Annotated in this window: 27 protein-coding genes and 2 pseudogenes; 15 read left to right on the top strand and 14 right to left on the bottom strand. The window is 72.2% G+C overall.

Translation table 11 applies throughout. From position 1 onward, the window contains the following. Positions 1 to 16: 16 nt before the first annotated feature. The 3 genes from V6U81_RS10765 to V6U81_RS10775 form a co-directional block, all read right to left on the bottom strand. Positions 17 to 1,042, bottom strand: a complete 1,026-nt coding sequence (locus V6U81_RS10765) for an aspartate-semialdehyde dehydrogenase (protein ID WP_334487419.1) — start codon at positions 1,040 to 1,042, stop codon at positions 17 to 19. A gap of 72 nt (positions 1,043 to 1,114) precedes the next feature. Beyond that, entirely contained in the window at positions 1,115 to 2,461 is a 1,347-nt protein-coding gene (locus V6U81_RS10770; RefSeq protein WP_334487421.1) for a M16 family metallopeptidase, read from the bottom strand. Then, positions 2,458 to 3,750: a M16 family metallopeptidase gene (locus V6U81_RS10775; RefSeq protein WP_334487423.1), complete on the bottom strand. Its 1,293-nt coding sequence runs from the start codon at positions 3,748 to 3,750 to the stop codon at positions 2,458 to 2,460. The genes V6U81_RS10770 and V6U81_RS10775 overlap by 4 nt, the downstream gene beginning before the upstream one ends. Positions 3,751 to 3,850: 100 nt before the next feature. On the opposite strand from V6U81_RS10775, the gene V6U81_RS10780 reads away from it, so the two are divergent. Then, the gene (locus V6U81_RS10780; RefSeq protein WP_334487425.1) at positions 3,851 to 4,591 is read left to right on the top strand and encodes a phosphodiesterase; all 741 of its coding nucleotides are present in this window, start codon (positions 3,851 to 3,853) and stop codon (positions 4,589 to 4,591) included. Here the strand turns inward: V6U81_RS10780 and V6U81_RS10785 are convergent. Together V6U81_RS10785 and V6U81_RS10790 are read right to left on the bottom strand one after the other, a co-directional pair. After that, positions 4,558 to 4,773, bottom strand: coding sequence for a hypothetical protein (locus V6U81_RS10785; protein WP_334487427.1), 216 nt, complete (start codon positions 4,771 to 4,773; stop codon positions 4,558 to 4,560). The two genes, V6U81_RS10780 and V6U81_RS10785, sit on opposite strands and share 34 nt — an antisense overlap. Before the next feature lie 26 nt (positions 4,774 to 4,799). Beyond that, positions 4,800 to 5,954, bottom strand: a complete 1,155-nt coding sequence (locus V6U81_RS10790) for an alkaline phosphatase PhoX (RefSeq protein WP_334487429.1) — start codon at positions 5,952 to 5,954, stop codon at positions 4,800 to 4,802. A 316-nt stretch (positions 5,955 to 6,270) separates the two neighbouring features. Between V6U81_RS10790 and V6U81_RS10795 the strand changes: the two genes are divergently transcribed. From V6U81_RS10795 to V6U81_RS10805, 3 genes are read left to right on the top strand one after another with little or no spacing between them, the layout of a single operon-like run. After that, complete coding sequence (locus tag V6U81_RS10795; RefSeq protein ID WP_334487431.1) at positions 6,271 to 7,356, top strand: 3-deoxy-7-phosphoheptulonate synthase; 1,086 nt, start codon at positions 6,271 to 6,273, stop codon at positions 7,354 to 7,356. Positions 7,357 to 7,385: 29 nt separating this feature from the next. Next, entirely contained in the window at positions 7,386 to 7,619 is a 234-nt protein-coding gene (locus V6U81_RS10800; RefSeq protein ID WP_420884008.1) for a hypothetical protein, read from the top strand. 30 nt (positions 7,620 to 7,649) lie between these two features. Further along, the gene (locus V6U81_RS10805; protein ID WP_334487436.1) at positions 7,650 to 7,862 is read left to right on the top strand and encodes a hypothetical protein; all 213 of its coding nucleotides are present in this window, start codon (positions 7,650 to 7,652) and stop codon (positions 7,860 to 7,862) included. 57 nt (positions 7,863 to 7,919) lie between these two features. On the opposite strand, the gene V6U81_RS10810 is transcribed toward V6U81_RS10805, so the two are convergent. Genes V6U81_RS10810 through V6U81_RS10820 form a run of 3 tightly spaced genes read right to left on the bottom strand, consistent with a single transcriptional unit; the run spans position 7,920 to position 9,137 of the window. Further along, a complete protein-coding gene (locus tag V6U81_RS10810) occupies positions 7,920 to 8,462 on the bottom strand; it encodes a DUF1360 domain-containing protein (protein ID WP_334487438.1) in 543 nt (180 codons plus the stop codon). 40 nt (positions 8,463 to 8,502) lie between these two features. Then, complete coding sequence (locus tag V6U81_RS10815; RefSeq protein WP_334487439.1) at positions 8,503 to 8,817, bottom strand: hypothetical protein; 315 nt, start codon at positions 8,815 to 8,817, stop codon at positions 8,503 to 8,505. Beyond that, the gene (locus V6U81_RS10820) at positions 8,817 to 9,137 is read right to left on the bottom strand and encodes a DUF6158 family protein (RefSeq protein WP_334487440.1); all 321 of its coding nucleotides are present in this window, start codon (positions 9,135 to 9,137) and stop codon (positions 8,817 to 8,819) included. The genes V6U81_RS10815 and V6U81_RS10820 overlap by 1 nt, the downstream gene beginning before the upstream one ends. A 131-nt stretch (positions 9,138 to 9,268) precedes the next feature. On the opposite strand from V6U81_RS10820, the gene V6U81_RS10825 reads away from it, so the two are divergent. Beyond that, positions 9,269 to 9,685, top strand: a complete 417-nt coding sequence (locus V6U81_RS10825; protein ID WP_334487442.1) for a hypothetical protein — start codon at positions 9,269 to 9,271, stop codon at positions 9,683 to 9,685. A gap of 25 nt (positions 9,686 to 9,710) precedes the next feature. Then, positions 9,711 to 10,037, top strand: a complete 327-nt coding sequence (locus V6U81_RS10830) for a DUF3817 domain-containing protein (RefSeq protein ID WP_334487444.1) — start codon at positions 9,711 to 9,713, stop codon at positions 10,035 to 10,037. A 22-nt stretch (positions 10,038 to 10,059) separates the two neighbouring features. Here V6U81_RS10830 and V6U81_RS10835 read toward each other — a convergent pair whose 3' ends face one another. Beyond that, entirely contained in the window at positions 10,060 to 10,563 is a 504-nt protein-coding gene (locus V6U81_RS10835; protein WP_334487446.1) for a DUF6232 family protein, read from the bottom strand. A 493-nt stretch (positions 10,564 to 11,056) separates the two neighbouring features. Between V6U81_RS10835 and V6U81_RS10840 the strand changes: the two genes are divergently transcribed. Next, positions 11,057 to 12,049, top strand: a complete 993-nt coding sequence (locus tag V6U81_RS10840; RefSeq protein WP_334487448.1) for a C40 family peptidase — start codon at positions 11,057 to 11,059, stop codon at positions 12,047 to 12,049. 83 nt (positions 12,050 to 12,132) lie between these two features. Here V6U81_RS10840 and V6U81_RS10845 read toward each other — a convergent pair whose 3' ends face one another. From V6U81_RS10845 to V6U81_RS10855, 3 genes are all read right to left on the bottom strand, one after another. Further along, a complete protein-coding gene (locus V6U81_RS10845) occupies positions 12,133 to 13,122 on the bottom strand; it encodes a sigma-70 family RNA polymerase sigma factor (RefSeq protein WP_334487451.1) in 990 nt (329 codons plus the stop codon). A 431-nt stretch (positions 13,123 to 13,553) separates the two neighbouring features. Then, positions 13,554 to 14,543: an N-acetylmuramic acid 6-phosphate etherase gene (gene murQ, locus V6U81_RS10850; RefSeq protein ID WP_420884007.1), complete on the bottom strand. Its 990-nt coding sequence runs from the start codon at positions 14,541 to 14,543 to the stop codon at positions 13,554 to 13,556. Then, positions 14,540 to 15,454, bottom strand: coding sequence for a MurR/RpiR family transcriptional regulator (locus V6U81_RS10855; protein WP_334487453.1), 915 nt, complete (start codon positions 15,452 to 15,454; stop codon positions 14,540 to 14,542). Before V6U81_RS10855 ends, murQ begins: the two co-directional genes overlap by 4 nt. 158 nt (positions 15,455 to 15,612) lie before the next feature. Here V6U81_RS10855 and V6U81_RS10860 point away from each other — a divergent pair, with 158 nt between their 5' ends. Beyond that, the gene (locus V6U81_RS10860) at positions 15,613 to 16,305 is read left to right on the top strand and encodes an SDR family oxidoreductase (protein ID WP_334487455.1); all 693 of its coding nucleotides are present in this window, start codon (positions 15,613 to 15,615) and stop codon (positions 16,303 to 16,305) included. Here the strand turns inward: V6U81_RS10860 and V6U81_RS10865 are convergent. Next, the gene (locus V6U81_RS10865) at positions 16,290 to 17,054 is read right to left on the bottom strand and encodes a dTMP kinase (protein WP_334487457.1); all 765 of its coding nucleotides are present in this window, start codon (positions 17,052 to 17,054) and stop codon (positions 16,290 to 16,292) included. The two genes, V6U81_RS10860 and V6U81_RS10865, sit on opposite strands and share 16 nt — an antisense overlap. Positions 17,055 to 17,216: 162 nt before the next feature. Here V6U81_RS10865 and V6U81_RS10870 point away from each other — a divergent pair, with 162 nt between their 5' ends. The 5 genes and pseudogenes from V6U81_RS10870 to V6U81_RS10890 all read left to right on the top strand — a co-directional run. Further along, the gene (locus V6U81_RS10870; protein ID WP_334487459.1) at positions 17,217 to 17,822 is read left to right on the top strand and encodes a nucleotidyltransferase; all 606 of its coding nucleotides are present in this window, start codon (positions 17,217 to 17,219) and stop codon (positions 17,820 to 17,822) included. Continuing rightward, positions 17,819 to 18,085 (top strand): hypothetical protein, encoded by a 267-nt coding sequence (locus V6U81_RS10875; protein WP_334487461.1) that lies wholly within the window; start codon positions 17,819 to 17,821, stop codon positions 18,083 to 18,085. Before V6U81_RS10870 ends, V6U81_RS10875 begins: the two co-directional genes overlap by 4 nt. Before the next feature lie 13 nt (positions 18,086 to 18,098). Further along, positions 18,099 to 18,874: pseudogene (locus tag V6U81_RS10880) on the top strand (metallophosphoesterase family protein). Then, a complete protein-coding gene (locus V6U81_RS10885; protein WP_167179460.1) occupies positions 18,865 to 19,008 on the top strand; it encodes a GPGG-motif small membrane protein in 144 nt (47 codons plus the stop codon). Before V6U81_RS10880 ends, V6U81_RS10885 begins: the two are co-directional and overlap by 10 nt. Before the next feature lie 117 nt (positions 19,009 to 19,125). Further along, positions 19,126 to 19,206, top strand: a pseudogene (locus V6U81_RS10890) (tryptophan-rich sensory protein); the annotation flags it as partial. Positions 19,207 to 19,306: 100 nt separating this feature from the next. On the opposite strand, the gene V6U81_RS10895 reads toward V6U81_RS10890, so the two are convergent. Beyond that, positions 19,307 to 20,083 (bottom strand): peptidoglycan DD-metalloendopeptidase family protein, encoded by a 777-nt coding sequence (locus tag V6U81_RS10895; RefSeq protein ID WP_334487470.1) that lies wholly within the window; start codon positions 20,081 to 20,083, stop codon positions 19,307 to 19,309. A gap of 294 nt (positions 20,084 to 20,377) precedes the next feature. Here V6U81_RS10895 and V6U81_RS10900 point away from each other — a divergent pair, with 294 nt between their 5' ends. Both V6U81_RS10900 and V6U81_RS10905 read left to right on the top strand, forming a co-directional pair. Then, on the top strand, positions 20,378 to 21,718 hold the full coding sequence (locus V6U81_RS10900) for an ABC transporter substrate-binding protein (protein WP_334487472.1): 1,341 nt from the start codon (positions 20,378 to 20,380) through the stop codon (positions 21,716 to 21,718). Between the two features lie 71 nt (positions 21,719 to 21,789). Further along, positions 21,790 to 22,839 carry a carbohydrate ABC transporter permease gene (locus V6U81_RS10905; protein WP_334487474.1) on the top strand — a complete coding sequence of 350 codons (1,050 nt, stop codon included), beginning with the start codon at positions 21,790 to 21,792 and terminating at the stop codon, positions 22,837 to 22,839. Position 22,840 lies beyond the last annotated feature (1 nt).

Genomic DNA, 22,840 nt, shown 5'->3' on the forward strand with positions numbered 1-22,840 from the left:
ACGGCGACTGCGCGGGTCAGCGGCGCTCGGCCGCCACCAGCTCGGCGAGCTGCACGGCGTTGAGCGCGGCCCCCTTGCGCAGGTTGTCGTTGGCGCAGAAGAGCGCCAGACCGTGCTCGACGGTCTCGTCGGCGCGGATCCGGCCCACATAGGTGGGGTCCTGGCCGGCCGCCTCCAGCGGCGTCGGCACGTCCGACAGCGCCACGCCGGGCGCGCCGTCGAGCAGCTCACGGGCCCGCTGCGGGGTGATCGGCCGGGCGAAGCGGGCGTTGATCTGGAGCGAGTGACCGGTGAAGACCGGTACCCGGACGCAGGTGCCGGAGACCTTGAGCCCGGGGATTTCGAGGATCTTGCGGCTCTCGTTGCGCAGCTTCTGCTCCTCGTCGGTCTCGAACGAGCCGTCGTCGACGATCGAGCCGGCCAGCGGGAGCACGTTGAACGCGATCGGCCGGGCGAAGGAGCGCGGCGCGGGGAACTGCACGGCCGCGCCGTCGAAGGCCAGCGCGGCGGCGTCCTCGGCGACCTTGCGGACCTGCTCGTCCAGCTCGGCGACGCCGGCCAGGCCGGCGCCGGAGACCGCCTGGTACGTGGCGACGACCAGGCTGACCAGCTCCGCCTCGGCGTGCAGCGGGCGCAGCACCGGCATGGCGGCCATGGTGGTGCAGTTCGGGTTGGCGATGATGCCCTTCGGGCGCTCGGCGATGGCGTGCGGGTTCACCTCGGCCACCACCAGCGGCACGTCCGGGTCCATCCGGTACGCCGAGGAGTTGTCGATCACCACCGCGCCGGCCGCGGCGACCCGGGGTGCGAGCTCCCTGGAGGTGCCCTTACCGGCGGAGAAGAGCACGATGTCGAGCCCGGAGAAGTCAGCCGTGGCCGCGTCCTCGACGGTCACCTCGCCGCCCCGCCAGGGCAGGGTGCGCCCGGCCGACCGCGCGGAGGCGAAGAGCCTCACCTGCTCCGCCGGGAACTCCCGCTCCGCCAGCACCTGCCGCATCACGCCACCGACCTGGCCGGTGGCACCCACAATGCCGATCCTCATGCCCGCGAGGCTACCCAGCCGGCCGGCCCGGACGGGAACGCTTTCCCACCGCCCGGACCGGTTTCCGCCCGTCTACAGCGTGGCGTCGGTCACCTCGCCGAGCCCGGTCGCGGTGAGTTCGTCGCGGATCACCGCGGCGTCACCCTCCACCACCAGGGTCAGCGACTCCGGGCGCAGGTGGCTGGCCGCGGCCGCCGAGACGTCCGCCACGTCGGCGGCGAGCAGCGACTCGCGCAGCCGGGCGTGGTAGTCGTCCGGCAGGTCGTGCACCACCAGGGTGGTCAGCGCCGACGCGATCGCCCGGGGGCTCTGCAGCTCGACCGAGAGCTGGCCGGCCCGCCAGAACCGGGCCACCGCCAGCTCGTCCTCGGTCACCCCGGAGACCTGGGTACGGGTGATCTCCCCGACCGCCTCCACCAGGGCCGGCGCGGTCACCGCCGTCTGCACCCCCGAGCTGACCGCGAAGCGGCCGAACCGGCGGGACGAGGCGAAGTCGCCCCGGATGCCGTACGTGTAGCCGCGCACCTCGCGGATCAGGTGATTCAGCCGGGAGGTGAACGCGCCGCCGAGGACCGTGCCGGCGAGCGTCATCGGCACGTGATCCGGGTGGGCCCGGTGCGGCGACGGGTGCCCCAGCCGCAGCGTGGACTGCACCGAGCCGGGGCGGTCCACCAGGATGATCCGCCGGCCGGCCGGCATCGGCACCTCGATCGGGCCGCCCCGCTCGACCTGCCCGCCACCGGTCCCGGCGAACGCGGTCGCGCCCAGCGCGTCCAGGTCGAGGCGGTCCAGGTCCCCGGCGACGATCAACGTGCCGGGGCGGATGAACCACTCCGAGTGAAAGACGGTGACGTCCTCGACGTCCAGCGCGGCCACCGAGTCGGGGTCGCCGTACAGCGGGCGGCCCCAGCGGTTGTCGGCGCCGAAGAGATCGGCGCGGAGCACCGCGTCGGCGCGCGGGCCGGGGTTGGCCCAGTCCATCCGCAGTGCGGTCGCCTCGTCGTCGCGGACCCGGCGCACGTCGTCCGGGTCGAGCCGGGGCGTGCGGACGGCCTCGGCGAGCAGCTCCACCGCCGCGCCCAGCCGGTCCACCGGCACCTGCACGCTGACCTGGAAGGAGTCCCAGTCCAGCCCGGTCACCAGCTCCGCGCCCAGCCCCTCGACGGCGAGCGCGTACGTGGTGGCGTCCCGCTGCGCAGTGCCCTCCTCCAGGGCCTTGGCCAGCACCGCGCCGAGCCCCTCCTTGCCCACCTGCTCCCGTCCCGCGCCGGCGTCGAGCAGCAGCAGCGCGACGGCGAGGTTCTGCCCGGGCAGGTGCGCGGCGACCACCCGGCCGCCGGCGACGTCCCGCCGGACCACCGTCGGGAACCGGTACGGGCGGGCGGCGCCCGGCCCGGGGCGGGCGGCGATCAACGTCATGAGGTCTCCTCCGGCAGGTAGATCAGGGTCGCCCGGTCGGCGGCGCCGAGCACCTCGGCGGCCAGTTCGGCGATCTGCTCGGCGGTCACCGCCTGCCAGGCGGGCAGCCGCTCGGCGGCCCTCGCCGGGTCGCCGAACTGGGTGGCGTACCGGCCGAGGGTGTCGGCCCGGCCGTCCACGGTGGCCATCTGCCGCCACCAGGCGGTGCTGAGCAGCGCCTTGGCCCGGTCCAGCTCGGCCGCGGTCACCGGCACGGTGGCCAGCTCGTCGACCACCTCGGCCACCCCGCTGCCGAGCCGTTCGGCGGTCACCCCGGGGCGGGCGGTGGCGGTGGCGATCAGCGGTGCCGGGCCGTGCGCCAGGTCCACCCCGTACGCCCCGACCAGGTCCGGCTGGGCGAGCCGCTCACCGTCGGCGAGCCGCTGGTAGAGCCGGCTGCCCCGGCCGCTGCCGAGCACCGTGGCGGCCACGGTGGCGACGTCGTACCCGGGGGTGCCGAACGGGTGGGTGCGGTGCGCGACGTAGACGCGGGGGGCGGGCACGTCGGCGGTGACCGTCTCGACGGCGGCCGTGCCGGTGGCCGGCACGATCATTCCGGCCGGCGCGGCGGGGATGTCCCCGCGCGGCGGCAGCGCGCCGAAGTACTTGTCGGCGAGCGCGAAGACCTCGGCGGCCGGGGCGTCGCCCACGACGGTGAGCACCGCGTTGTTCGGCGCGTAGTACGTGCGGTGGAAGTCCTGGAAGGTGCCCAGGTCGGCGGCGTTCAGGTCGGCCATCGAGCCGATCGTCGCGTGGTGGTACGGATGCCCCGGCGGGTAGAGCAGCGGAAGCAGCCGCAGCCACGCGTCGCCGTACGGGACGTTCTCGTAGCGCTGCCGGCGCTCGTTCTTGACCACCTCGCGCTGGTTGTCCAGGGTCTCCTGGGTCAGCGCGGGGACCAGGCCGCCCATCCGGTCGGCCTCCAGCCAGAGCGCCAGCTCCAGGTGCTCGGCGGGCACGGTCTCGAAGTAGTTCGTCCGGTCCGGGTTGGTGGTGGCGTTGAGCGAGCCACCGGAGCCCTGGATCAGCTTCATGTGCTCGGTCTTGGCGACGTTGACCGAGCCCTCGAACATCAGGTGTTCGAAGAGGTGGGCGAAGCCGGTCTGCCCGTGCGGCTCGTGCCGGGAGCCCACGTCGTACCAGAGGTTGACCGCGACCGCCGGCGCGGTGCGGTCCTCGCTCACGACCACGCGCAGGCCGTTGTCCAGTCGGGTGGTCTCGATGGGCCAGGGGTAACCGCTGTCGGGCATGACCCGACGCTATCCGATCTCCCGGGCGCAAAGGTGACGTGTCGGGGGTCGGCGTCGGGACGGGGGCATCGACCGGCCGGCGCGGGGTACCGGAGGGGTCATGCGCGTCCCCTCCACCGTCGCCCGGGCGGCCGTCGTCGCCGCCGGCGCGGCCGCCGTCCTGACCCGGCTGCGCGGTGCCCGCCTGCTACATCCGGCCGGCCGCTCGTTCGCCGCCGAGGTGATGATCTGGGGTACGCCCGGACCGCCGACCGGCGTCGCGCTGCTCGACGAGCCGGGCCGCTACCCGGCGACGGTGCGGCTCTCGAAGGGCGTGCCCACGCCCGGCGGCTGGCCGGACGTGCTGGGCCTGGCGGTCCGCCTGCGCCTGCCGCAGGGGCGCCCGTTCGACCTGCTGGTCAGCTCCAGCGGTGCGGCGCCGGTGCTGCGGAACCTGCCGCTGCCCCGGCGGGACTTCACCGGGACGTACAGCACGATCATGTCGTACCGGGTGGGCGGGCGGCGGCTCTGGCTGGCTGCGCTGGCCGACCCGGACTCGCCGGACCTGGGCCGGAGCCTGCCCGAGGTGGCCGCCGCGGTCGGGGCGGACGCGCCGCGGCTGGTGCTCGCGGTCGCGTCCGCCGTCGGTCCGTGGCGGCCCTTCGGCCAGGTCACCCTCGGTGACCAGCTCGACGCCCGCACCGACGCCGCGCTGGCCTTCGACCCGGTCGGCAACCTGCCGCCGGGCCTGCGGGTCGAGGGGCCGCTCGCCTGGCTGCGCGAGCAGACCTACGCCGGTTCCCGGCGGGCCCGGGGCGCGGCCGGCAGTCAGTCGGGGGGCTCGTTGGGGGTCACCGTCTGATCGGAGGTGCGGTGCTCCAGCACGGTGTCCGGGGCGACGTTCCGGTCTTCCTCCCGGATGTCCGACTCGGTGAGGATGGCGTCGGCCTGGGCCTGCGGGTCGTCGCTGCCCACCGCCGCCTCCTCGGGCAGCAGGTGGGCACGGGACTCCACCCGCTCCTGGTCGCTCTGTTCGTGACTCATGCCGAGCCACTTACCCCGCGCGGGGCTCAGCGGAACGGACCGCGCACCTCGTAGGTGATCCCGCCGGAGGACGAGCCGGTGGTGCCGCGCTGCGACGAGAAGTAGAGCCGGCTGCCGTCGGGTGAGAACGCCGGCCCGGTGATCTCCGACGACGACTGCCCGTTGATCCGGAGGAAGGGCGTGACCACGGCGTCCGGGGTGATGAGATTGATTTCCATGTTGCCCCCGTCCTCGGCGATGTAGAGGTCGCCGTAGCGGGATCCGGTGATGTTGTCCACGCCGGTCAGCGGGGCGGTGCCGGTGGTCACCAGTGAGTCGTCGTAGGCCAGGTCGATGCGCTGGTTGACGGCGTCGTACGCCCAGACCCGGTTGTCGCCCTTGGTGGTGAACCAGCAGGTGCCGTTGGCGTACCAGCAGCCCTCGCCACCGTTGAACTTCTTCGCCCCGGAGACCTGCTGCCGGGTGTAGGTCGGCGAGCCGTCCGGGTCGGGCACCCGGGTCCAGCTGACCGGGCCGCTGGTGGCGGTGCCGGCCACCAGCACCTCCAGGGTGCCGCTGGACAGGTCACCCCAGACGGTCGGCCGGAACCGGTAGAAGCAGCCGCTCGTCTCGTCCTCGGTCAGGTAGATCACCTTGCGGTCCGGGTCGGCCGCCGCGGCCTCGTGGTTGAACCGGCCCAGCGCCGGGCGGCGTACCGCGGCGACACCGCCCTGCGGGTAGGTCTCGTAGACGTACCCCCGGCTGACCTCCTCACAGGAGAGCCAGGTCCCCCACGGGGTGGCGCCGCCGGCGCAGTTACGGTTGGTGTTGGCGAGGATCCGGTACGCCGAGGCGATCGTCCCGTCGGCGTTGAACCGGACCGCCGAGGCCCCGCCGGCGGTGGAGATCTCCGAGTTGGAGACGTAGATCCAGCCGGTGCCGGTGGGGAAGCAGGCGCCGCCGTCGGGGGCGTCGTGCCAGGCGTACGACGTCCCGGCCACCGTCTGCCGGGAGCGCGCGATGATCCGGCTGGTGAAGCCGGCGGGGAGCTGGATGCCGCGGGCGTCGGCGGTGCCGAGCGACCCGTACGGGCCGACGCCGGGCTGGGCCGGGGCGGCCGACGCGGCGCCGGACCAGAGGCTGCCGGCGAAGGCGGCGGCCCCACCGGCGACGGTGGCGCGCAGGACGGTACGACGATCCATCGATGACCTCCGGGAGGATGCGGGCGGTGGTGGTGACGTTACCGCCGGTTCCATCGACATAGGTGAACATCGAGCGGGGCTTTCCGGAACACCCGGTGAGCCCTCCCCGGCCGGTCGGGTACGCTTACCGGCGTGACGCGTGCGTATCGATGGTTTAGGCAGCCGGCTCCGATGCCGGTGACCTCACCATGAGCTGACGTCACCTGAGATCGAGCCGGCCGGGCAGGAGCTTGAAGTTCCTGCCCTTCTGCATACGAGCAGCCGGCTCGACCTGGGCACCGGCCCCGGGTCACGGTCGGCGGAAGGAAAGCCCACCGTGACGACCTCGGAGACCGGCGCGGTCATCGACCAGCGGATCGACCGCGTCGTGCCGTTGACCACCCCGGCCCTGCTCCTGCACGAGCTGCCGCTGGAGGCCCCGCTCGCCTCGACCGTGCTCGACGGCCGGCGCGCCGCCGCGCGGGTGCTGGACCGCGACGACGACCGGCTGCTGGTGGTCGTCGGCCCGTGCTCGGTGCACGACCCGGCCGCCGCGTTGGAGTACGCCCACCGGCTGCGCGAGACCGCCGAGCGGCACGCCGACGACCTGCTGGTGGTGATGCGGGTCTACTTCGAGAAGCCGCGGTCGACGGTCGGCTGGAAGGGTCTGATCATGGACCCGGCGCTGGACGGCTCCGGGGACGTCAACACCGGCCTGCGGACCGCCCGCGCGCTCCTGCTCGACGTGCTGCGCCTGGGCCTGCCGGTGGGCTGCGAGTTCCTCGACCCGATCACCCCGCAGTACATCGCCGACACCGTCGCCTGGGGCGCGATCGGCGCCCGTACCGTGGAGAGCCAGGTGCACCGCCAGCTCGCCTCCGGGCTGTCCATGCCGATCGGCATGAAGAACCGGCCCGACGGCAGCATCGCCACCGCGGTGGACGCGATCCGGGCGGCCGGCGTGCCGCACGTCTTCCCCGGCATCGACGTCTCCGGCACCCCGGCGATCATGCACACCCGGGGCAACGCCGACGGGCACCTGGTGCTGCGCGGCGGGGGTGGCCGGCCGAACTACGACGCGGAGTCGGTGGCCGGCGCGCTGGACCTGCTGCGGGCCGCCGGGCTGCCGGAGCGGCTGGTGGTCGACGCCAGCCACGCCAACAGCGGCAAGGACCACCGCAACCAGCCGCGGGTCGCCGCCGACGTGGCCGACCAGCTCGCCGCCGGCCAGCGCGGCATCGTCGGCATCATGCTGGAGAGCTTCCTGCTCGACGGCCGGCAGGACCTGGACCCGACCCGGGAGCTGACCTACGGCCGCTCGGTGACCGACGCCTGCATCGGCTGGGACACCACGGCCGAGGTGCTGGAGCACCTCGCGTCGGCGGTGCGCGCCCGGCGGGCCACCCTGCCCACCCCCGCCTGAGGTGGTTTGACCGTTTCGGGCCCGGGTAGCTGACCGGGGTGACCGACGACGCACCAGTGACCGAGCAGCCGGACACCCGGCAGCTCGACGAGCTGCTCGACGACATCTACCACGGCCAGGAGCGGATCAGCCAGGCCGACATCTACCGCCGGGCGGTCGCCGCCGAACTCCCGGCCGAGCTGCTCACCCGGATCGCCGCGCTCCCGCAGGGCGAGTACGCGGTCGACGAGGCGGCGGACCTGCTGGGTGGGTCGGTGGCCTGACCGGCCACCGAGGGACGAGAGGACGGTGCGATGAGCCAGCACCAGGAGCACGAGCACGAGGCGTTGCCGGCGCTCGGCCAGCCCCCGGAGGGCGTGGACACCCTCCCCGAGCCGGACTTCGCCAACGAGCACGACCGCACCGCGGTCGACCGGGAGATCATCACCGGGGAGGACGAGGACGAGCGGGAGCCCGAGGCGCCGCGCGGCTGGGCCGGCGAGAACCACGGCACCACCCCCACCTGACGGGCGACGAGAAGGGGGCCGGCGGATCGCATCCGCCGGCCCCCTTTCGCGTACGGGTCACTTCTCGTCGTGGTGCCCGCCCTCGGCGGCCTGCTGCGCCACCGCGTACCCCATCTGGAGGAAGTCGGAGGCGGCCACCGCGGTCAGCGCGGTCGCCACCAGCCGGGTCAGCCGGGGAGCCAGCACCAGGCCGCCGGTGAGGCCGGTGGCCACCCAGACGGCCAGGCAGAACGGGCAGCTGAGCAGCTCACCGATGGCGTGCCGGGTGGGGCTGCCCTGGTCCCGGACCTGCTCCATCACCTCACCGCTGCCGATCGGGTGGTCGTAGCGGGTGAACGGCGCCCGCAGCGGGCTGGTCACCGCGTCCTTGGCGAGCAGTCGGCTCAGCTTGTGCGTGGCGACGGAGAGCAGCACCACGTCGGCGGTGGCCGGCCGTTCGGGCACCGGTCGGCCGCTCGCCTTCACCAGGCCGGCCAGGGACGCGGCGACGGCGGCGTACGTGCCCATCGCCTTGAGGTAGCCGTCCAGCGGCCGCTGCTCGTGCGGCGCGTACGCCTGGCGCAGTCGCGCCACCTTCTGCTTCAGGCCACTCTCGGCCACCGGCATCTCCTCCTTCTCGTCGCGGATCGGGCGGGGGTGCTCAGCCCGCGGTAAGGTTCTCGGCTACCTCGCGCGCGAGGTTGGTCAGCGTCTCGTCGGCCAGCCCGGGGTCACCCTCGGGCAGTTCGAGGCGGACCCGGGAGCCGCCGGCGTCCGCCGGCTCGACCCGCAGCTCGGCCGCGCCGGCGTCGCCCTCCCAGCGGGCGCGCAGTTGCTCGCCGTCGGTCTCCGCCGGCCCGTCGCCGTTGCGGCGCAGCGAGTTTGGCAGCCAGGCCGACACCCGGTCCGGGTCGGTGGCGGTGCTGAAGACCACCTCGGGCGGGGCGGACATGCCGCGTTCGGCGTGCGTCCCCATCAGGAGTCCCGCAGCCGGTGCGGGTCGACCTCGCGCCCGGGGTGCCGCGCCAGGTACTCGGTCTCCAGCTCGGCGGTGCGCCGCAGGTGGTTGGCGAGCGCGGAGTCGGCGGCGTGCCGCAGCGTGTCGAGCCGGGTCCGGTGCAGGCTCTGCAGCTCGCGGATCAGGTCCTCGTCGCTGAGTTCGGCCGGGTCGATCCCCAGCAGGTCGCCGTCGAGGTCCGTCCCGGAGGCCCGGGTGTCGTGGACGTGGTCGCCGTCCCACTCGGGCATCCGCTGCTCCGGGCTGGCGTCGCCGGACTGGCGTACTGATTCGGTCATGTCGCCCCCCTGGTCTCGTTTGGGCTGGCGTCTAGACGGATGCCCACACCGGGTGTCACCAAACCCTCCGACGCGCCGGTGACTACGACGCCGCGTCGGAGACCGCCGGTCGTCCCGGTACCCTCGATGGCATGAAGCGGCTCTGGACACCGGCGTGGATCGCCCGCCACGTGGCCATGGTCGTGCTGGTGGTGGGGTTCCTGGCGCTGGGCTGGTGGCAGATCAGCCGGGCCGCCTCGGGCAACACGCTCAGCTGGGCGTACGCGGTGGAGTGGCCGATCTTCGCCGGCTTCGTGGTCTTCGTCTGGTGGCGTGAGGTGCGGCACTCCCTGCGCGGGCCGCAGGCCGCGCCGGAGCGGGCCGACGGCGAGTCGGCCGTCACGCCCCGTGACGGCACGCCGTCGTCGGGGGTACGCCGCCCGGTCCGGGTGGCCCGGGTGCCGGTGGCCCCGGACGGCTCGGACGACACCGACCTGGCCGAGTACAACCGCTACCTGACATGGTTGAACGCCAATCCGGGCGCGAGGCCCGGCGACTATCCCGGCTGAGGCCGGTGCGGAAGGACGGACGACGGTGGGCGGAGCCCTTACCCGGTACCGCGTGATCGCCTGGATCGTGGGCGTGGCGCTGGCCGTGCTGGTGCTGATCGGCATGCCGCTGAAGTACGCGTTCGACCAGCCGGCCGTGGTGGCCGTGGTCGGCACCGCGCACGGCTGGCTCTACATGCTCTACCTGGCCGCCACGTTCGACCTGGGCCGCCGGGTGAACTGGCCGCTGAAGCGGATGCTGCTGGTGATGCTCGCCGGCACGATCCCGTTCGTGTCGTTCGTGGCCGAGCGCAAGGTCACCCGGGAGCTGACCGCGCCGCAGCCGCGTACCCCGGAGCCCGTCTCGCTCTGAGCGGATCTTCGCTGGCCGGCCCTCAGCGGCGCGGTCGCCAGTAGCCGGCGGTCGTCAACGGGTCCTCCGCGTCGTCCCGCCCCAGTTCCCGGGCCTTGGCAAGGGCCTCGGCCACCTGGCCGAACTGCTCCGGGTCGTCGCTGCTGAACAGGAGCACCTCGGTGCCGTGGAGGTGCCCCCACAGCTCGTACGCCGGCGGGCGCCACCGGTCGCCAGCGAGCACCAGCAGCACCGGCAGGAGCGAGACCACCCCCAGCGTCAGGTACGCCCCGGCGGTGAGCCGCTCCAGGCCCCCGGTGAAGCCGAGCAGGACGCCGGACCCGCCGATCATGCCGGCGGTGACCGCCACGACGCGGATCGCCAGCCGATCGTGCGGCCCCCGGTCGGTGCGCAGGTGGGTCAGGTCGGCGATCGCGAAGGTGTTCCGCCCGACGGTGAACCGCTCGCTGGTCACCACGATCCCGGGTCGGGCGTGCAGGAGCGTGGGCCGGCGCGGCGGTCGAGTGGTGGAGCTGTCGGTCTGCACGGCGTCCTCCCCAGGGCCGCGGGCCGGGCCGCTCCCGCCGTGACGCACCTGCTCAGGACGGGATTCCCGGCTCAGGGCTCCATTCTGTTGCCGCCCCGCCAGCGCCGCGCCGTCAATTTCCGGGCACCCGCGAGCGAAGGCCGGATGACAGCGTCGGCATCGGTGCACCGTTTCGGATTTATCGGTCTTTTCTGCTCGACTCCGCGCCGGCATCCGCCCGGAACGACGAATGCCTCCATTTCGCCACTAACGCCCATCCGGCGACGACACGCCGACATCAGCGGCACCAGGGGTGTCACCCGGAGTCACGGTGCGCAGCGGCACTTGCTGCCTCTTTGTCAACATTCGCCCCTGCTTCCACTGCGATCCACTTCCGTCACGGGTTAGGTTGGGGGGCCGGCTCGGTCGGCGCCGTCCATCCGGACGGCCCTGAGCCGGTGTCGCCGGAGGCGTCAGCATCCTCCGACGGCCGTGGGAGAGGAGCCTTCCGCTCTTGTCGTCCTCACGGATGCTGCTGCGCACGCTCGCGATCATCGGCCTCTCGGCCGCGCTGATCGCCCCGCCGGCGGTGGCTCGGGCCGAGCCGTCCGTCGCCGAGCTGACCGCGCGGATAGAGAAGTCCTCGACCGAGCTGGAACGGGTCGTCGAGTCCTACAACAAGCTCAACGAGGAGATCAAGGCGAACCAGAAGACGGCGGCCGGCCTCCAGGCCCGGATCGGCCCGCTGGAGGCACAGACCGCCCAGAGCCGCGCGGACGTCGGCGAGCTGGCGGCCATGGCGTACAAGGCCGGTGAGCTGCGTACCGTCGAGGCGCTGCTCGAACCGGGCGGCGGATCGCTGATGGACAAGCTGGGCACGCTCGACCAGCTCACCCGGCAACGCCAGGCGCGGATCGCCGGGTTCACCAGCAACCAGCGCCGACTGCTCGACGAGAAGGCCCGGCTGGACACCACGCTGGCCCGGCAGGCGCTCCAGTCCCGCACCATCGTCGCCACGAAGAAGAAGATCGAGGGCGACCTGGCGAAGCTGTACGAGATGCGCAAGGAGGCGTACGGCCGGGCCACCGAGGCGCCCCCGCCCCGACCGGCCTCGTCGACCTCCCCCGCCGCCAGCACCACCACCACCGCGCCGGCGATCTCCGGCGACGCCGGCACCGCGGTGCGGTACGCGTACGGGGCGATCGGCAAGCCGTACATCTGGGGCGCCGACGGTCCCGACGGCTACGACTGCTCGGGGCTGACCCTCGCCGCGTGGCGGGCGGCCGGCAAGTCGCTGCCGCACAACGCGGCGATGCAGTGGAGCGCCACGTCGCGGATCAGCCGCAGCGCGCTGCGCCCCGGCGACCTGGTCTTCTACTCGGGCCTCGGGCACGTTTCCCTCTACGTCGGCAGCGGCCAGGTGATCGACGCGCCGAGCGCGGGTCGCAACGTGCTCAAGCGCGACATGGGCATGATGCCGATCGCCGGCTACGGCCGGGTCGGCTGAGCCGCCGCGCCACGGCGCGGAACACGGCGAACGGCCGGCGTCCCCCTATCGGACGCCGGCCGTTCGCCGTCATTACTACCAGGTCAGGCCGCTTGCAGCCCCTCGGCCCGAGCCAGCTCACGGAGCCGGCCGAGGGCCTGGATCTCGAGCTGGCGGATCCGCTCGCGGGAGAGCGAGAAGCGCGACGCGACCTCGGTCAGCGAGTGCTCCCGCCCGTCCTCCAGCCCGTACCGGGCCCGCATGATGCCGGCGGACCGGTCGTCGAGGTGGTTGAGCAGGCCCTCGATGCGCTGCCGCTCCAGGCCGGTGAGGACGATGTCCTCCGGCGAGGGGGCGTCGCTGTCGGCGACCAGGTCACCCAGGTTGGTGTCGCCGTCGTCGCCCACCGGGGTGTCCAGCGAGACGGTGTCCTGCGACCAGCGGCGAAGCTCGTTGACCCGCTCGACGGTGACCCCGAGGGCCGCCGCGATCTGCTCCGGCTCCGGGTCGCCGCCCAGCTCACGGGTGAGCTGCCGGGCCACGTTGCGCATCCGGTTGACGTCCTCCACCAGGTGCACGGGGAGCCGCACCGTGCGCTCCTGCTGGGCGATCGCCCGGCTGATCGCCTGACGGATCCACCAGGTGGCGTAGGTGGAGAACTTGTAGCCGCGCTCGTAGTCGAACTTCTCGACCGCGCGCACCAGGCCGGTGTTGCCCTCCTGGATCAGATCCAGCATGGGCATCCCGGACCGCACGTAGCGGCGGGCGATGGAGACGACCAGCCGCAGGTTGGCCCGGATGAAGAGATCCTTGGCCCGCTCGCCCTCGACGACCAGGCGCTGCAGGTCGTCCGAGTCGACGCCGGCCGGGACGCGGTCCTCGCCCAGCAGGTGCTCGGCGTAGAGGCCGGCCTCGATCGCCTTGGAGAGTTCGACCTCCTTGGCGGCGTCGAGCAGCGGCGTCCGGGAGATCTCGTGCAGGTAGACGCCGACCAGGTCGCGCTCCTCGGCAACCTCGTCGGTTCGCATGCCGATGTTCTTGTCCACGTTGCCCACGGTCCCCTCGCTCGCGCCGGTTGCCCGGTTCCTTGCCATCCCCACGTCCATCAGCCCTTACCCGTAACTTCTGCTGTGTCCGTCGGTGCTGACACCTGCACAACAGATGAGACGTGTCGGGGATTCCATGTCGTGAGTCGAAAGTGTCACGAATGCCTGAGTATCAGCTGAAAGCTCGGTCCACGTTTGCTGTCAGCGCCCCGCCTGGCGGCCTGTCGACGGCACCACGAACGGGCTGGTGGGGACGGAAATCGCTCGTCCGCTCTCAGGGCATCGCACCATTGCGCGCCCCAAGAACACAGCGACCCTCGTCACCGTCCCGCTGCGATCCTGGTCACTGCTGGATACGCGTCATCGGACCGGTCGGTTCATCCATGGAACCTTGATTACCCCACGCCCTGGACAACAATCCGAGGCGTCGCGCACGTCCCGTCCGCTACGTGTTCCGCGTCACGCGGGTGCGGCGGGGGTCAGGAGGCGAGTAGGGCGATCGCGCCGCGTACCTGGTGGGCAGAGCGGGCCAGCGCGGCCCGGGCGGCGGAGACTCCGGCCCCGGAGAGCAGCGAGACCAGGGCGGTCTTCAGGTCACCGTCGGACTCGTGCAGGGCCCGCCGGGAGATCTCCTCGGAGCAGCCGGTGGCCTCCATCAGGATGGAGATCATCCGGCCGCGCAGCTTGGCGTTGGTGGCCACCATGTCGATCATCAGGTTGGAGTAGACCCGGCCGAGCCGCACCATCACGGCGGTGGAGAAGGTGTTCAGCACCAGCTTCTGCGCCGTGCCCGCCTTCATCCGGGTCGACCCGGCGACCACCTCGGGTCCGGTGTCCACCCCGATGAACACGTCGACCGCGGACGCGGCCACCGCCTCCGGGTTCGCGCAGAGCAGCACCGTCGACGCGCCCCGTGCCCGGGCCGCGCCGAGCGCCCCCAGCACGTACGGGGTACGACCGCTGGCCGCCAGGCCGACGACCAGGTCGCCGGGGCGTACGCAGCGGTCGGCCTCGGCGGCGCCGCCGCGGGTGTCGTCCTCGGCGTCCTCGACGGCGCGCCACATCGCGTCGGGGCCACCGGCGAGGTGGGCGCAGAACCAGTCGCGCGGGGAGTTGAAGGTGGGCGCGAGCTCGGCGGCGTCGATCACGCCCAGCCGGCCCGAGGTGCCGGCGCCGAAGTAGTGCACCCGGTGCCCGCCGCGCAGCGCCGTCACGGCGAGGTCGACGGTGGCGGCGATCTCGTCCAGCACCGCGGCGACCGCGGCCGGCACCCGGCGGTCGGCGTCGTTGATCACGGTGAGCACGTCGCGGGTGGACATCAGGTCGAGGTCGACGCTTTGCGGGTTGCGCCGCTCGGTGGGTGCGCCCACCCGGACCACGGGCCGCAGGTCGACGACGGCCTCGGGCGCCTCGGCACCGGTCGATCGGTGCTCCACGACGTCGTCCGGCCCGACCCGGCCGGCGGTCATCCCCGCCTCCGGCCGGTGCCGACCCGATGGCTCTGCACCGCCTCGGCGGTCGCCTCCAGCGCCTTGCGGGCCCGCGCCCGATTGCGTGCGGCCACCCCGACGAAGAGACAGTCGACCACGGTGAGCTGGGCCAGCCGGCTGGCCATCGCGCCGGAGCGGTACGTCGTCTCGCGGGCGGCCGTGGTGAGCACGAAGTCGGCCACCTCGGTGATCGGCGAGCGGGGGAAGTTGGTCAGCGCCACGGTCGAGGCGCCCCGGGCCCGTGCCTGCTCCAGCACCTCGATCACGTCGGAGGTGGTGCCGGTGTGCGAGATGCCCACCGCCACGTCGCCCCGGCCGAGCAGCGCGGCCGAGGTCAGCGCGGTGTGCACGTCCGGGAAGTAGAAGGCGATCCGGCCGATGCGGTGCAGCTTCTGCTGGAAGTCGGAGGCGACGAAGCCGCTGGCCCCGGCCCCGTAGACGTCGATCCGGCCGGCGGCGACGAGGGCCTCCACCACCTGCTCGCAGACCGCCGGGTCGAGCTGCTCGGCGGTCTCCTCGACCGCCCGGGCGTCGTTGAAGGCGATGGTGGCGATGATCTGGGCGAGGTCGGCGCCGGGCGGGATGTCACCGCCGACCACCCGGGCGTCCGGCGGCTCGACCCGGCGGGCGGCCTCGGCGGCGAGCCTGATGCGCAGCTGCGGATAGCCGTCCATGCCGACCGAGCGGCAGAACCGGATGACGGTGGCCTCCGAGGTCTCCGCGGCGGTGGCGAGGTCGGTGATGGTCCGCCGGGCGGCGTCGGCCGGGTTGGCGACGACCAACCGGGCGACCCGCTGCTCGGCGGGCGACAGCGAGGGCAGGAGGCCACTGATGTGGACGATCAGCCCACCGGACTCGTGACTCGCAGAAATCTTCGGACTCTTCGCCACGGATGAAACTTACTTTCATGAGGCGCGAGCGTCAACCATGACCACGGCATCCGACAGAAGTATCCCCCGCCCCGGGCCCCTCCCCGCACAGACTGCCATTCCGGCAGGCCGGACGCCTCATCCGGCCAGGTCGAAAGGACCACGCTACGGTGTGGCCCATGGCGGAACGCAGTGTGCTGGTCGCCGGCGGCACGGGCGGGCTGGGCGGCGCGGTCACCGCGGCCTTCGTCCAGGCCGGCTGGCGGGTGGTCGTACCCCAGCGGGAGAGCGGGCCCGCGACGCGGCCGGCGGGGCCGGCCCTGGTCCGGCCGACCGCGGACCTGCTGGATCCGGCCGGCGTGGCCCGCGCCGTCGAGGCGGCCACCGACGACCCGACGGCGCCGCTGCGCGCCGTGGTCAACCTCGTCGGCGGGTACGCCAGCGGCGGCCGGGTGCACGAGACCCCGGTCGAGGAGTTCGAGCGGATGCTGTCGATCAACCTGCGCCCCACCTACCTCGTGACCCAGGCGGCCCTGCCGCACCTGATGGCGGCCGGCGGCGGCGCGGTGGTCTGCGTGTCCGCCCGCGCGGCCCTCGCCCCCTTCCCCGGCGCCGCCGGCTACGCCACCGCCAAGGCCGCGGTGCTGGCCTTCGCGAACGCGGTCGCGGTCGAGTACCGGGCGTCCGGGGTGCGCTGCAACACCGTGCTGCCCAGCGTCATCGACACCCCGGCGAACCGGGCCGCCCAACCGAACGCCGACCACCGGCGCTGGGTCACCCCGGCCGAGATCGCCCCGGTGATCCGGTTCCTCGCCTCCGACGAGTCCGCGCCGACCAGCGGCGCGGCCGTCCCGGTCTACGGCAGGGCCTGAGCCGGCGCCCGGTCCGGAGCCGACGCGTCGACGTCGACCTGGACGACCGGCGTGACGTCGACGGCCGGCGCGACGTCGACGGCCGGCATGACGTCGACGGGCGGCGTGGCGTCGGCGGCCGGCAGCCAGTCGGCCAACCGGGCCCGGATCCGCCCGGCCACCTCCTCCGCCGACCCGCCCGCGTCGACCAGCACGAAGCTCGGGTACTCCGGCAACGCCCGGTACGCGGTGTCCGCCGCGGTCAACCAGCCCATCGTCTCGTGGTCGTCGCCGCGCCGCTCGATGCGCCGGTACGCCTCGGCCGGGTCGACCGTGAGCAGGAAGGTCACCTGCGGCGGCGGAAAGATCCGGTAGCCGGCCCGGGCCAGCCGCTCCCAGCGGTGCCCGCCGTGCGCCCGGATGCTCGCGTACTGGCAGGCGGCGTAGCGGTCCATCACCGCGGTACGGCCGGTGACCAGGCAACTGAGCAGGGCCGCCGCGATGGCCAGCCAACGCAGTACCGACTCCACGGCGAGCAGGCCGTCGCGACCCACCAGGCGCTGCGCGTCCGGGCGGCCGAGCCGGTTGGCGAGCCGGCCGAGCCAGCGCCGGCCGCCGGCGTTGCGGTGGTAGGTGGCCGGCCTCCCGGCCGCAGTGAGCGCGTCGGCGAGCCGGTGCGCCTGGGTGGTCTTGCCCGAGCCGTCGATGCCGATCAGGGCGACCCGGCGCAGACGGGCCCCGCTGCCGGTCGCACGCAGTGATCTGGCCACCTTGCACAGATTATCCGACCCCCGCTCATCACTCGGCGAAATGTCCGGTTGACGGCGGGCGGAGGCCCGGCTGCGCGGCGACGCCGAGGTGTGGGTGGCGGACCTGCCGGGTACGCAAAGTCATTTCCGACCCTCTGTCCACCTTCACGACGGGAGAACCAGATGGCCGAGCGCGGGGACGAGAGCCTGTTGCACACCCTCAAGCGGGTCGCCGCCGTGCTCAAGCAGAACGACATCCCCTTCGCGCTCGGCGGCAGCTTCGCGGTGTACGCGCACGGCGGCCACTCCAGCGAGCACGACGTGGACTTCCTGCTCCGCGAGGAGGACGTCGAGCGGGCGCTGGAGGCGCTGGTGGCCGAGGGCTTCTCCGCCGAGCGCCCGCCGGAGGACTGGCTGGTGAAGGTCTACGACGAGGGTCGGATGGTGGACCTGATCCACCGGCCCATCGAGACCCCGGTGACCCAGGAGACCTTCGACGACACCGTGATCCGCTCGGTGGACGCGATCCACATGCCGGTGGCGTCGGCCACCCGGCTGATGGTGCACAAGCTGCTCAGCTTCTCCCAGCACTACTGCGACTTCGCCCGCGGCCTGCCGTTGGCCCGCTCGCTGCGGGAACAGATCGACTGGGAACGGGTACGCAAGGAAACCCAGCACTCGCCGTACGCGGAGGCGTTCCTGGTGCTGCTGGACCGGCTGGACGTGGTCCCGTACGGGGGCACGCCCGTGCCGTACGACCGCACCCCCGAAGGGAAGGAGACACCGTGACCGAGCATGGCGCCGGCCCGCCGGACGAGTACGTCGAGGCGGAGATCCACCGGCTGCTCGCCGAGGACCCGGACGTCGCCGAGCAGGGGATCACCGTGGTGCGCCGGGAGCGCGGACTGGTCCTCTACGGCGAGGTGGAGAGCCCCCACCGGCGGGAGGAGATCCTGCGCCGGGTGGCCGAGCGCTTTCCCGACGTGCCGATCACCAGCGACATCGGGGTGATCCGCGCCCAGGCGCCGACCCAGGTGGAGGAGCTGCCATGAGGAGGACCCGACGATGATCCGGATCGCCGCCGTCGGCGACGTGCACGTGGACCAGGACGTGGTCGGCCGGTTCCGGCCGGCCCTGGAGGAACTGCCCGACTGCGCCGACGTGCTGCTGCTGGCCGGCGACCTGACCCGGCACGGCACCGAGTCGGAGGCGCGCTGCGTGGCGCAGGAGTTCGGTGGGCTGGGCGTACCGGTGATCACCGTGCTCGGCAACCACGACCACCAGTGCGACCAGGTGTCGCAGGTGGTCAAGGTGCTGGAGGACGCCGGCATCACCGTGCTGGAGGGGACCGGGATGGTGCTGGAGTTCCCCGGGGGCCGGCTCGGCGTGGCCGGGGTGAAGGGTTTCGGCGGCGGCTTCGCCGGCCGGTGCGCCAGCGACTTCGGAGAGCCGGAGATGAAGGCCTTCGTCCAGACCACGAACGAGAGCGCCGAGGCGCTGGGGAAGGCGCTGCGCGGGCTCGACTGCGACCTGCTGGTCGCGCTCACCCACTACTCCCCCGTGCCGGACACGCTGGCCGGCGAGCCGCTGGAGATCTACCCGTTCCTCGGGTCGTACCAGCTGGGGCAGGCGATCGACTCGGCGCCGACCGCGCTGGCCCTGCACGGGCACGCGCACGCCGGCACCGAGCGGGGCACCACGCCGGGCGGGGTACGGGTCCGCAACGTCGCCCACCCGGTCATCAAACAGGCGTACAGCATCTTCCACCTGGGAGATCAAATCGACTGAGAACCTGGGTTTCCGGGATCGGCGGCTCGGGTATTCAGCCGCCATGGAGCTGATTCTCTGGATTCTCGCAGTCGTACTCGTGGTCGCCGGCATCCTCGCGCTGTTCCGCCGGCAGATCCTGTGGGGCGTCGTCCTCATCGTGGTCGGCCTGCTGGTCGGCCCGGGTGGTGTCAGCATCTTCAGTTAACTGACACCGGTTCTCATCACCGGACCCGCCGGGGTCGTCGGCACCGGGATCCCCGTCCTCCCAGACAGGGGCCCCCGGAGCCGACGGCCTCGGCGTCGTGCTTTTCAGGGCCGGTTTGCCCTGCTGATGCTCCCGTACTGGGCCTGGGTCACCTTCGCCGCCGCGCTGAACTTCTCGATCTGGCAGCTCAACAGCTGACCGTCAGGGTGGTCCCGGCGGACCGCCCGGCCGGCAACCCGCACCGCCGGGCCGGCCGCATCGGGGCCCCGCGGGCGGGGCCCCTCGCTGCGAGCGGCCCTCAGCAGCGCGGCACGTTCGGGATGTAGCCGTCGTAGCCGGTGAGCACGTACGCGTCGGCGATGTACCGCCCGGTGCCGATCCGGTCCCAGATCGAGCTGGTGCCGTAGGTGCCGGTGACCGAGGTGCCGCTGGTCTGGCAGTAGATGGTGACCCTGGTGCCGTCGGCGACCGAGCCGACCGCGTCGTACCCGGTCCCCGGGCCGGACCGGACGGTCAGGTCGGCTCCGGCGGTGTTCACCGTCCCCGATCCGGTCGTGCCGGAGCAGCCGTTGTCGCTGGTGTACGTCTTCGTCCCCCAGTAGAGGGCCAGCGTGCCGTTGAACCGGACCTGGATGTCGTTGCCGCTGAGGCGCTGTTCGTAGTGCAGGTGCGGCCCGGTCGACCCGCCGGTGCTGCCGACCCAGCCGATCACCTTGCCGTAGCCGACGGTCTGACCGACGGAGACGTTGAAGCCGTTGAGGTGGGCGTAGTAGGTGGTGTACCCGCCGCCGTGGTCGATCCGGACGTACTTGCCGTAGCTGGTGCCGCCGAGGTCGGTCACCCGGTCGACGGTGCCCGGCGCGCTGGCCACCACCGGGTCGCCGAGGTCGTCGGTGCGGTTGAAGTCGACCGCGTACGCCGGGCTGTGGTCGGACCGGGTCTGGCCGGACCACGACTGGTTGCAGGGGAACGGCACCTTGAACGTCGGCGCGGCCAGGGCCGGGCTCGCCGGAACCACCAGGGCCCCCACGGCGAGCAGGGTGGCGCCCGCCAGCTTCCACCATCTGGAACGCATTGGTTTCCTCCGATGTCGAGATCCTTCAATGCCTTGGGGTCAGGGTGGCAGAAACTTCCATCGATGGGAAGTGGGCCGACATCGCCGGACGCCCTGTTCACGGCCCGGTCGCCCGTCATTCGGCGGACGGAACGTGGGAGCGCACCCACTGCCGGTGAGCGGGTTTCGGGATTGTTACCGGGCCGTGTCCGCAAGGGGGTGGACCGGACGGGATGCAAGCGCTTACATGTGGGGACGACCATCGGACCGGCGCCGGGCCCCACCCGTACCGCGCCGGCAAGGAAGGAGATCGGCATGGCGTTTGCCAGATCACGCCAGGCTCTCGCGATCGCCGGCGTCCTGGGGCTGGCGCTCGGCGCCAGCGCCTGCGGCACCGGCAACGACAAGAAGAGCGACAGCGCGAGCAAGCCGGAGTGCGCCGCATACGAGAAGTACCAGGGTCACGACGGCAAGAAGGTCACGATCTACTCGTCGATCCGGGACATCGAGGCCGACCGCCTGGAGCAGTCCTGGAAGCAGTTCGAGGACTGCACCGGCATCAAGATCGACCACGAGGGCAGCGGCGAGTTCGAGGCCCAGCTGGGCGTCCGCGTCGACGGTGGCAACGCCCCCGACCTGGCCTTCATCCCCCAGCCGGGTCTGCTCAAGCGGTTCGTCGACTCGGGCAAGATCAAGACGGTCGGCGCCGACACCAAGGCGATGGCCGAGGAGAACTTCACCCCCGACTGGCTGAAGTACAGCACCGTCGACGGCAAGCTCTACGGCGTTCCGCTCGGCTCGAACGTCAAGTCGTACGTCTGGTACTCGCCGAAGACCTTCAAGGAGAAGGGCTGGCAGGTCCCCACCACCTGGGACGACCTGATCAAGCTCAGCGACCAGATCGCGACGAGCGGCACCAAGCCGTGGTGCGCCGGCATCGAGTCCGGTGACGCCACCGGCTGGCCGGCCACCGACTGGATCGAGGACGTGCTGCTGCGGACGGCCGGCCCCGAGGTCTACGACCAGTGGACCACCCACGGCATCCCGTTCAACGACCCGAAGGTCGTCGACGCGGTCAACAAGGCCGGCACCATCCTCAAGAACGAGAAGTACATGAACGGCGGCTTCGGCGGGGTGAAGAGCATCGCCACCACCTCCTTCCAGGAGGGCGGCACGCCGATCACCACCGGCAAGTGCGCCATGCACCGCCAGGCGTCCTTCTACGCCAACCAGTGGCCCGAGGGCACCAAGGTGGCTGAGGACGGCGACGTCTTCGCGTTCTACTTCCCGGCCATCGACCCGGCCAAGGGCAAGCCGGTGCTGGGCGCCGGCGAGTTCGTCTCGGCCTTCGCCGACCGTCCCGAGGTCCAGGCGGTGCAGACCTACCTGGCCTCCGGCGAGTACGTCAACAGCCGCGCCAAGATCGGCGACTGGCTGTCGGCGAACAAGAAGCTCGACATCAACAACGTGCCGAACCCGGTGGACAAGCTCTCCGTCCAGGTCCTGCAGGACCCGAAGACCGTCTTCCGTTTCGACGGCTCGGACCTGATGCCGGCCGCCGTCGGCGCGGGCACCTTCTGGAAGGGCATGGTCGACTGGATCAACGGCAAGGACACCGCCACGGTGCTGAACGGCATCGAGGGCAGCTGGAAGTGATCTGAGTCGGTGGTCCGGCCCGCGCCGCGGGCCGGACCACCGACTTAATCCGAACCCTTGAAGGAGGGTCGATGGAGTTCGACTTCGCGGAGGAACAGCCGAAGTTCCTCATGCTGATGTACGGGCTGATCGCTTTCGTCGCGGTGGTGGGCGGTCTGCTCCTGCTCCTCGACGTGGTGCCGGCCTGGTTCGCCCGACGCCGCGAGGCCCAGCTGATCGCCGCCTCGGCGAGCGGCGCCCCGCTGCCTCGACGACGCAAGCCGCGGGAAGGACTGTTCGCGTTCTTCTTCCTGCTGCCGACGGTGCTACTGCTCATGATCGGGCTGGTCGTACCGGCGATCCGCACCACGCTGCTCTCCTTCATGGACGCCGGCAGCAACAACTGGGTGGGCTTCCAGAACTACGGCTGGATGTTCTCCGAGGACTCGATCGTCCGAGTGCTGGTCAACACGCTGATCTGGGTGCTGCTGGTCCCGCTGGTGGCCACCTCGTTCGGCCTGCTCTACGCCGTGATGGTGGACAAGGCCCGGTTCGAGGCGGTCGCCAAGTCGCTGATCTTCCTGCCGATGGCGATCTCGTTCGTCGGCGCCAGCATCATCTGGAAGTTCGTCTACGCGTACCGGGGTGACGGGCAGGAACAGATCGGCCTGCTCAACCAGATCGTGGTCAGCCTCGGCGGGGAGCCGAAGCAGTGGCTGCTCGAGTCGCCGCTGAACACGTTCCTGCTCATCGTGATCATGGTGTGGATCCAGGCCGGCTTCGCGATGGTGGTGCTCTCCGCCGCCATCAAGGCCATCCCCGCCGACATCGTCGAGGCCGCCCGCCTGGACGGGGTCACCCCGTGGCAGATGTTCTGGCGGATCACCATGCCGAGCATCCGGCCCGCGCTGATCGTGGTGGTGGTGACGCTGTCGATCGCCACGCTCAAGGTCTTCGACATCGTCCGTACCGCGACCAACGGCAACTACGACACCAGCGTCATCGCCAACGAGATGTACAACCAGGCGTTCCGGTACGCCCAGAACGGGCAGGGCTCCGCCCTGGCGGTCTTCCTCTTCGTCCTGGTCATTCCGATCGTGATCTACCAGATCCGCAACCTGCGTCAGCAGCGGGAGGGCTGAG

It is taken from the genome of Micromonospora lacuserhaii (assembly GCF_036902735.1).
Taxonomy (GTDB): domain Bacteria; phylum Actinomycetota; class Actinomycetes; order Mycobacteriales; family Micromonosporaceae; genus Micromonospora.

Coding starts and splice junctions, on each gene's coding strand:
- V6U81_RS10785 (WP_334487427.1), bottom strand. CDS start 4,773: ATGAGTCACGAACAGAGCGACCAGGAGCGGGTGGAGTCCCGTGCCCAC.
- V6U81_RS10790 (WP_334487429.1), bottom strand. CDS start 5,954: ATGGATCGTCGTACCGTCCTGCGCGCCACCGTCGCCGGTGGGGCCGCC.
- V6U81_RS10870 (WP_334487459.1), top strand. CDS start 17,217: ATGGCCGAGCGCGGGGACGAGAGCCTGTTGCACACCCTCAAGCGGGTC.
- V6U81_RS10885 (WP_167179460.1), top strand. CDS start 18,865: ATGGAGCTGATTCTCTGGATTCTCGCAGTCGTACTCGTGGTCGCCGGC.
- V6U81_RS10770 (WP_334487421.1), bottom strand. CDS start 2,461: ATGACGTTGATCGCCGCCCGCCCCGGGCCGGGCGCCGCCCGCCCGTAC.
- V6U81_RS10905 (WP_334487474.1), top strand. CDS start 21,790: ATGGAGTTCGACTTCGCGGAGGAACAGCCGAAGTTCCTCATGCTGATG.
- V6U81_RS10895 (WP_334487470.1), bottom strand. CDS start 20,083: ATGCGTTCCAGATGGTGGAAGCTGGCGGGCGCCACCCTGCTCGCCGTG.
- V6U81_RS10780 (WP_334487425.1), top strand. CDS start 3,851: ATGCGCGTCCCCTCCACCGTCGCCCGGGCGGCCGTCGTCGCCGCCGGC.
- V6U81_RS10820 (WP_334487440.1), bottom strand. CDS start 9,137: ATGACCGAATCAGTACGCCAGTCCGGCGACGCCAGCCCGGAGCAGCGG.
- V6U81_RS10805 (WP_334487436.1), top strand. CDS start 7,650: ATGAGCCAGCACCAGGAGCACGAGCACGAGGCGTTGCCGGCGCTCGGC.
- V6U81_RS10825 (WP_334487442.1), top strand. CDS start 9,269: ATGAAGCGGCTCTGGACACCGGCGTGGATCGCCCGCCACGTGGCCATG.
- V6U81_RS10860 (WP_334487455.1), top strand. CDS start 15,613: ATGGCGGAACGCAGTGTGCTGGTCGCCGGCGGCACGGGCGGGCTGGGC.
- V6U81_RS10815 (WP_334487439.1), bottom strand. CDS start 8,817: ATGGGGACGCACGCCGAACGCGGCATGTCCGCCCCGCCCGAGGTGGTC.
- V6U81_RS10900 (WP_334487472.1), top strand. CDS start 20,378: ATGGCGTTTGCCAGATCACGCCAGGCTCTCGCGATCGCCGGCGTCCTG.
- murQ (WP_420884007.1), bottom strand. CDS start 14,543: ATGACCGCCGGCCGGGTCGGGCCGGACGACGTCGTGGAGCACCGATCG.
- V6U81_RS10765 (WP_334487419.1), bottom strand. CDS start 1,042: ATGAGGATCGGCATTGTGGGTGCCACCGGCCAGGTCGGTGGCGTGATG.
- V6U81_RS10845 (WP_334487451.1), bottom strand. CDS start 13,122: ATGGCAAGGAACCGGGCAACCGGCGCGAGCGAGGGGACCGTGGGCAAC.
- V6U81_RS10775 (WP_334487423.1), bottom strand. CDS start 3,750: ATGCCCGACAGCGGTTACCCCTGGCCCATCGAGACCACCCGACTGGAC.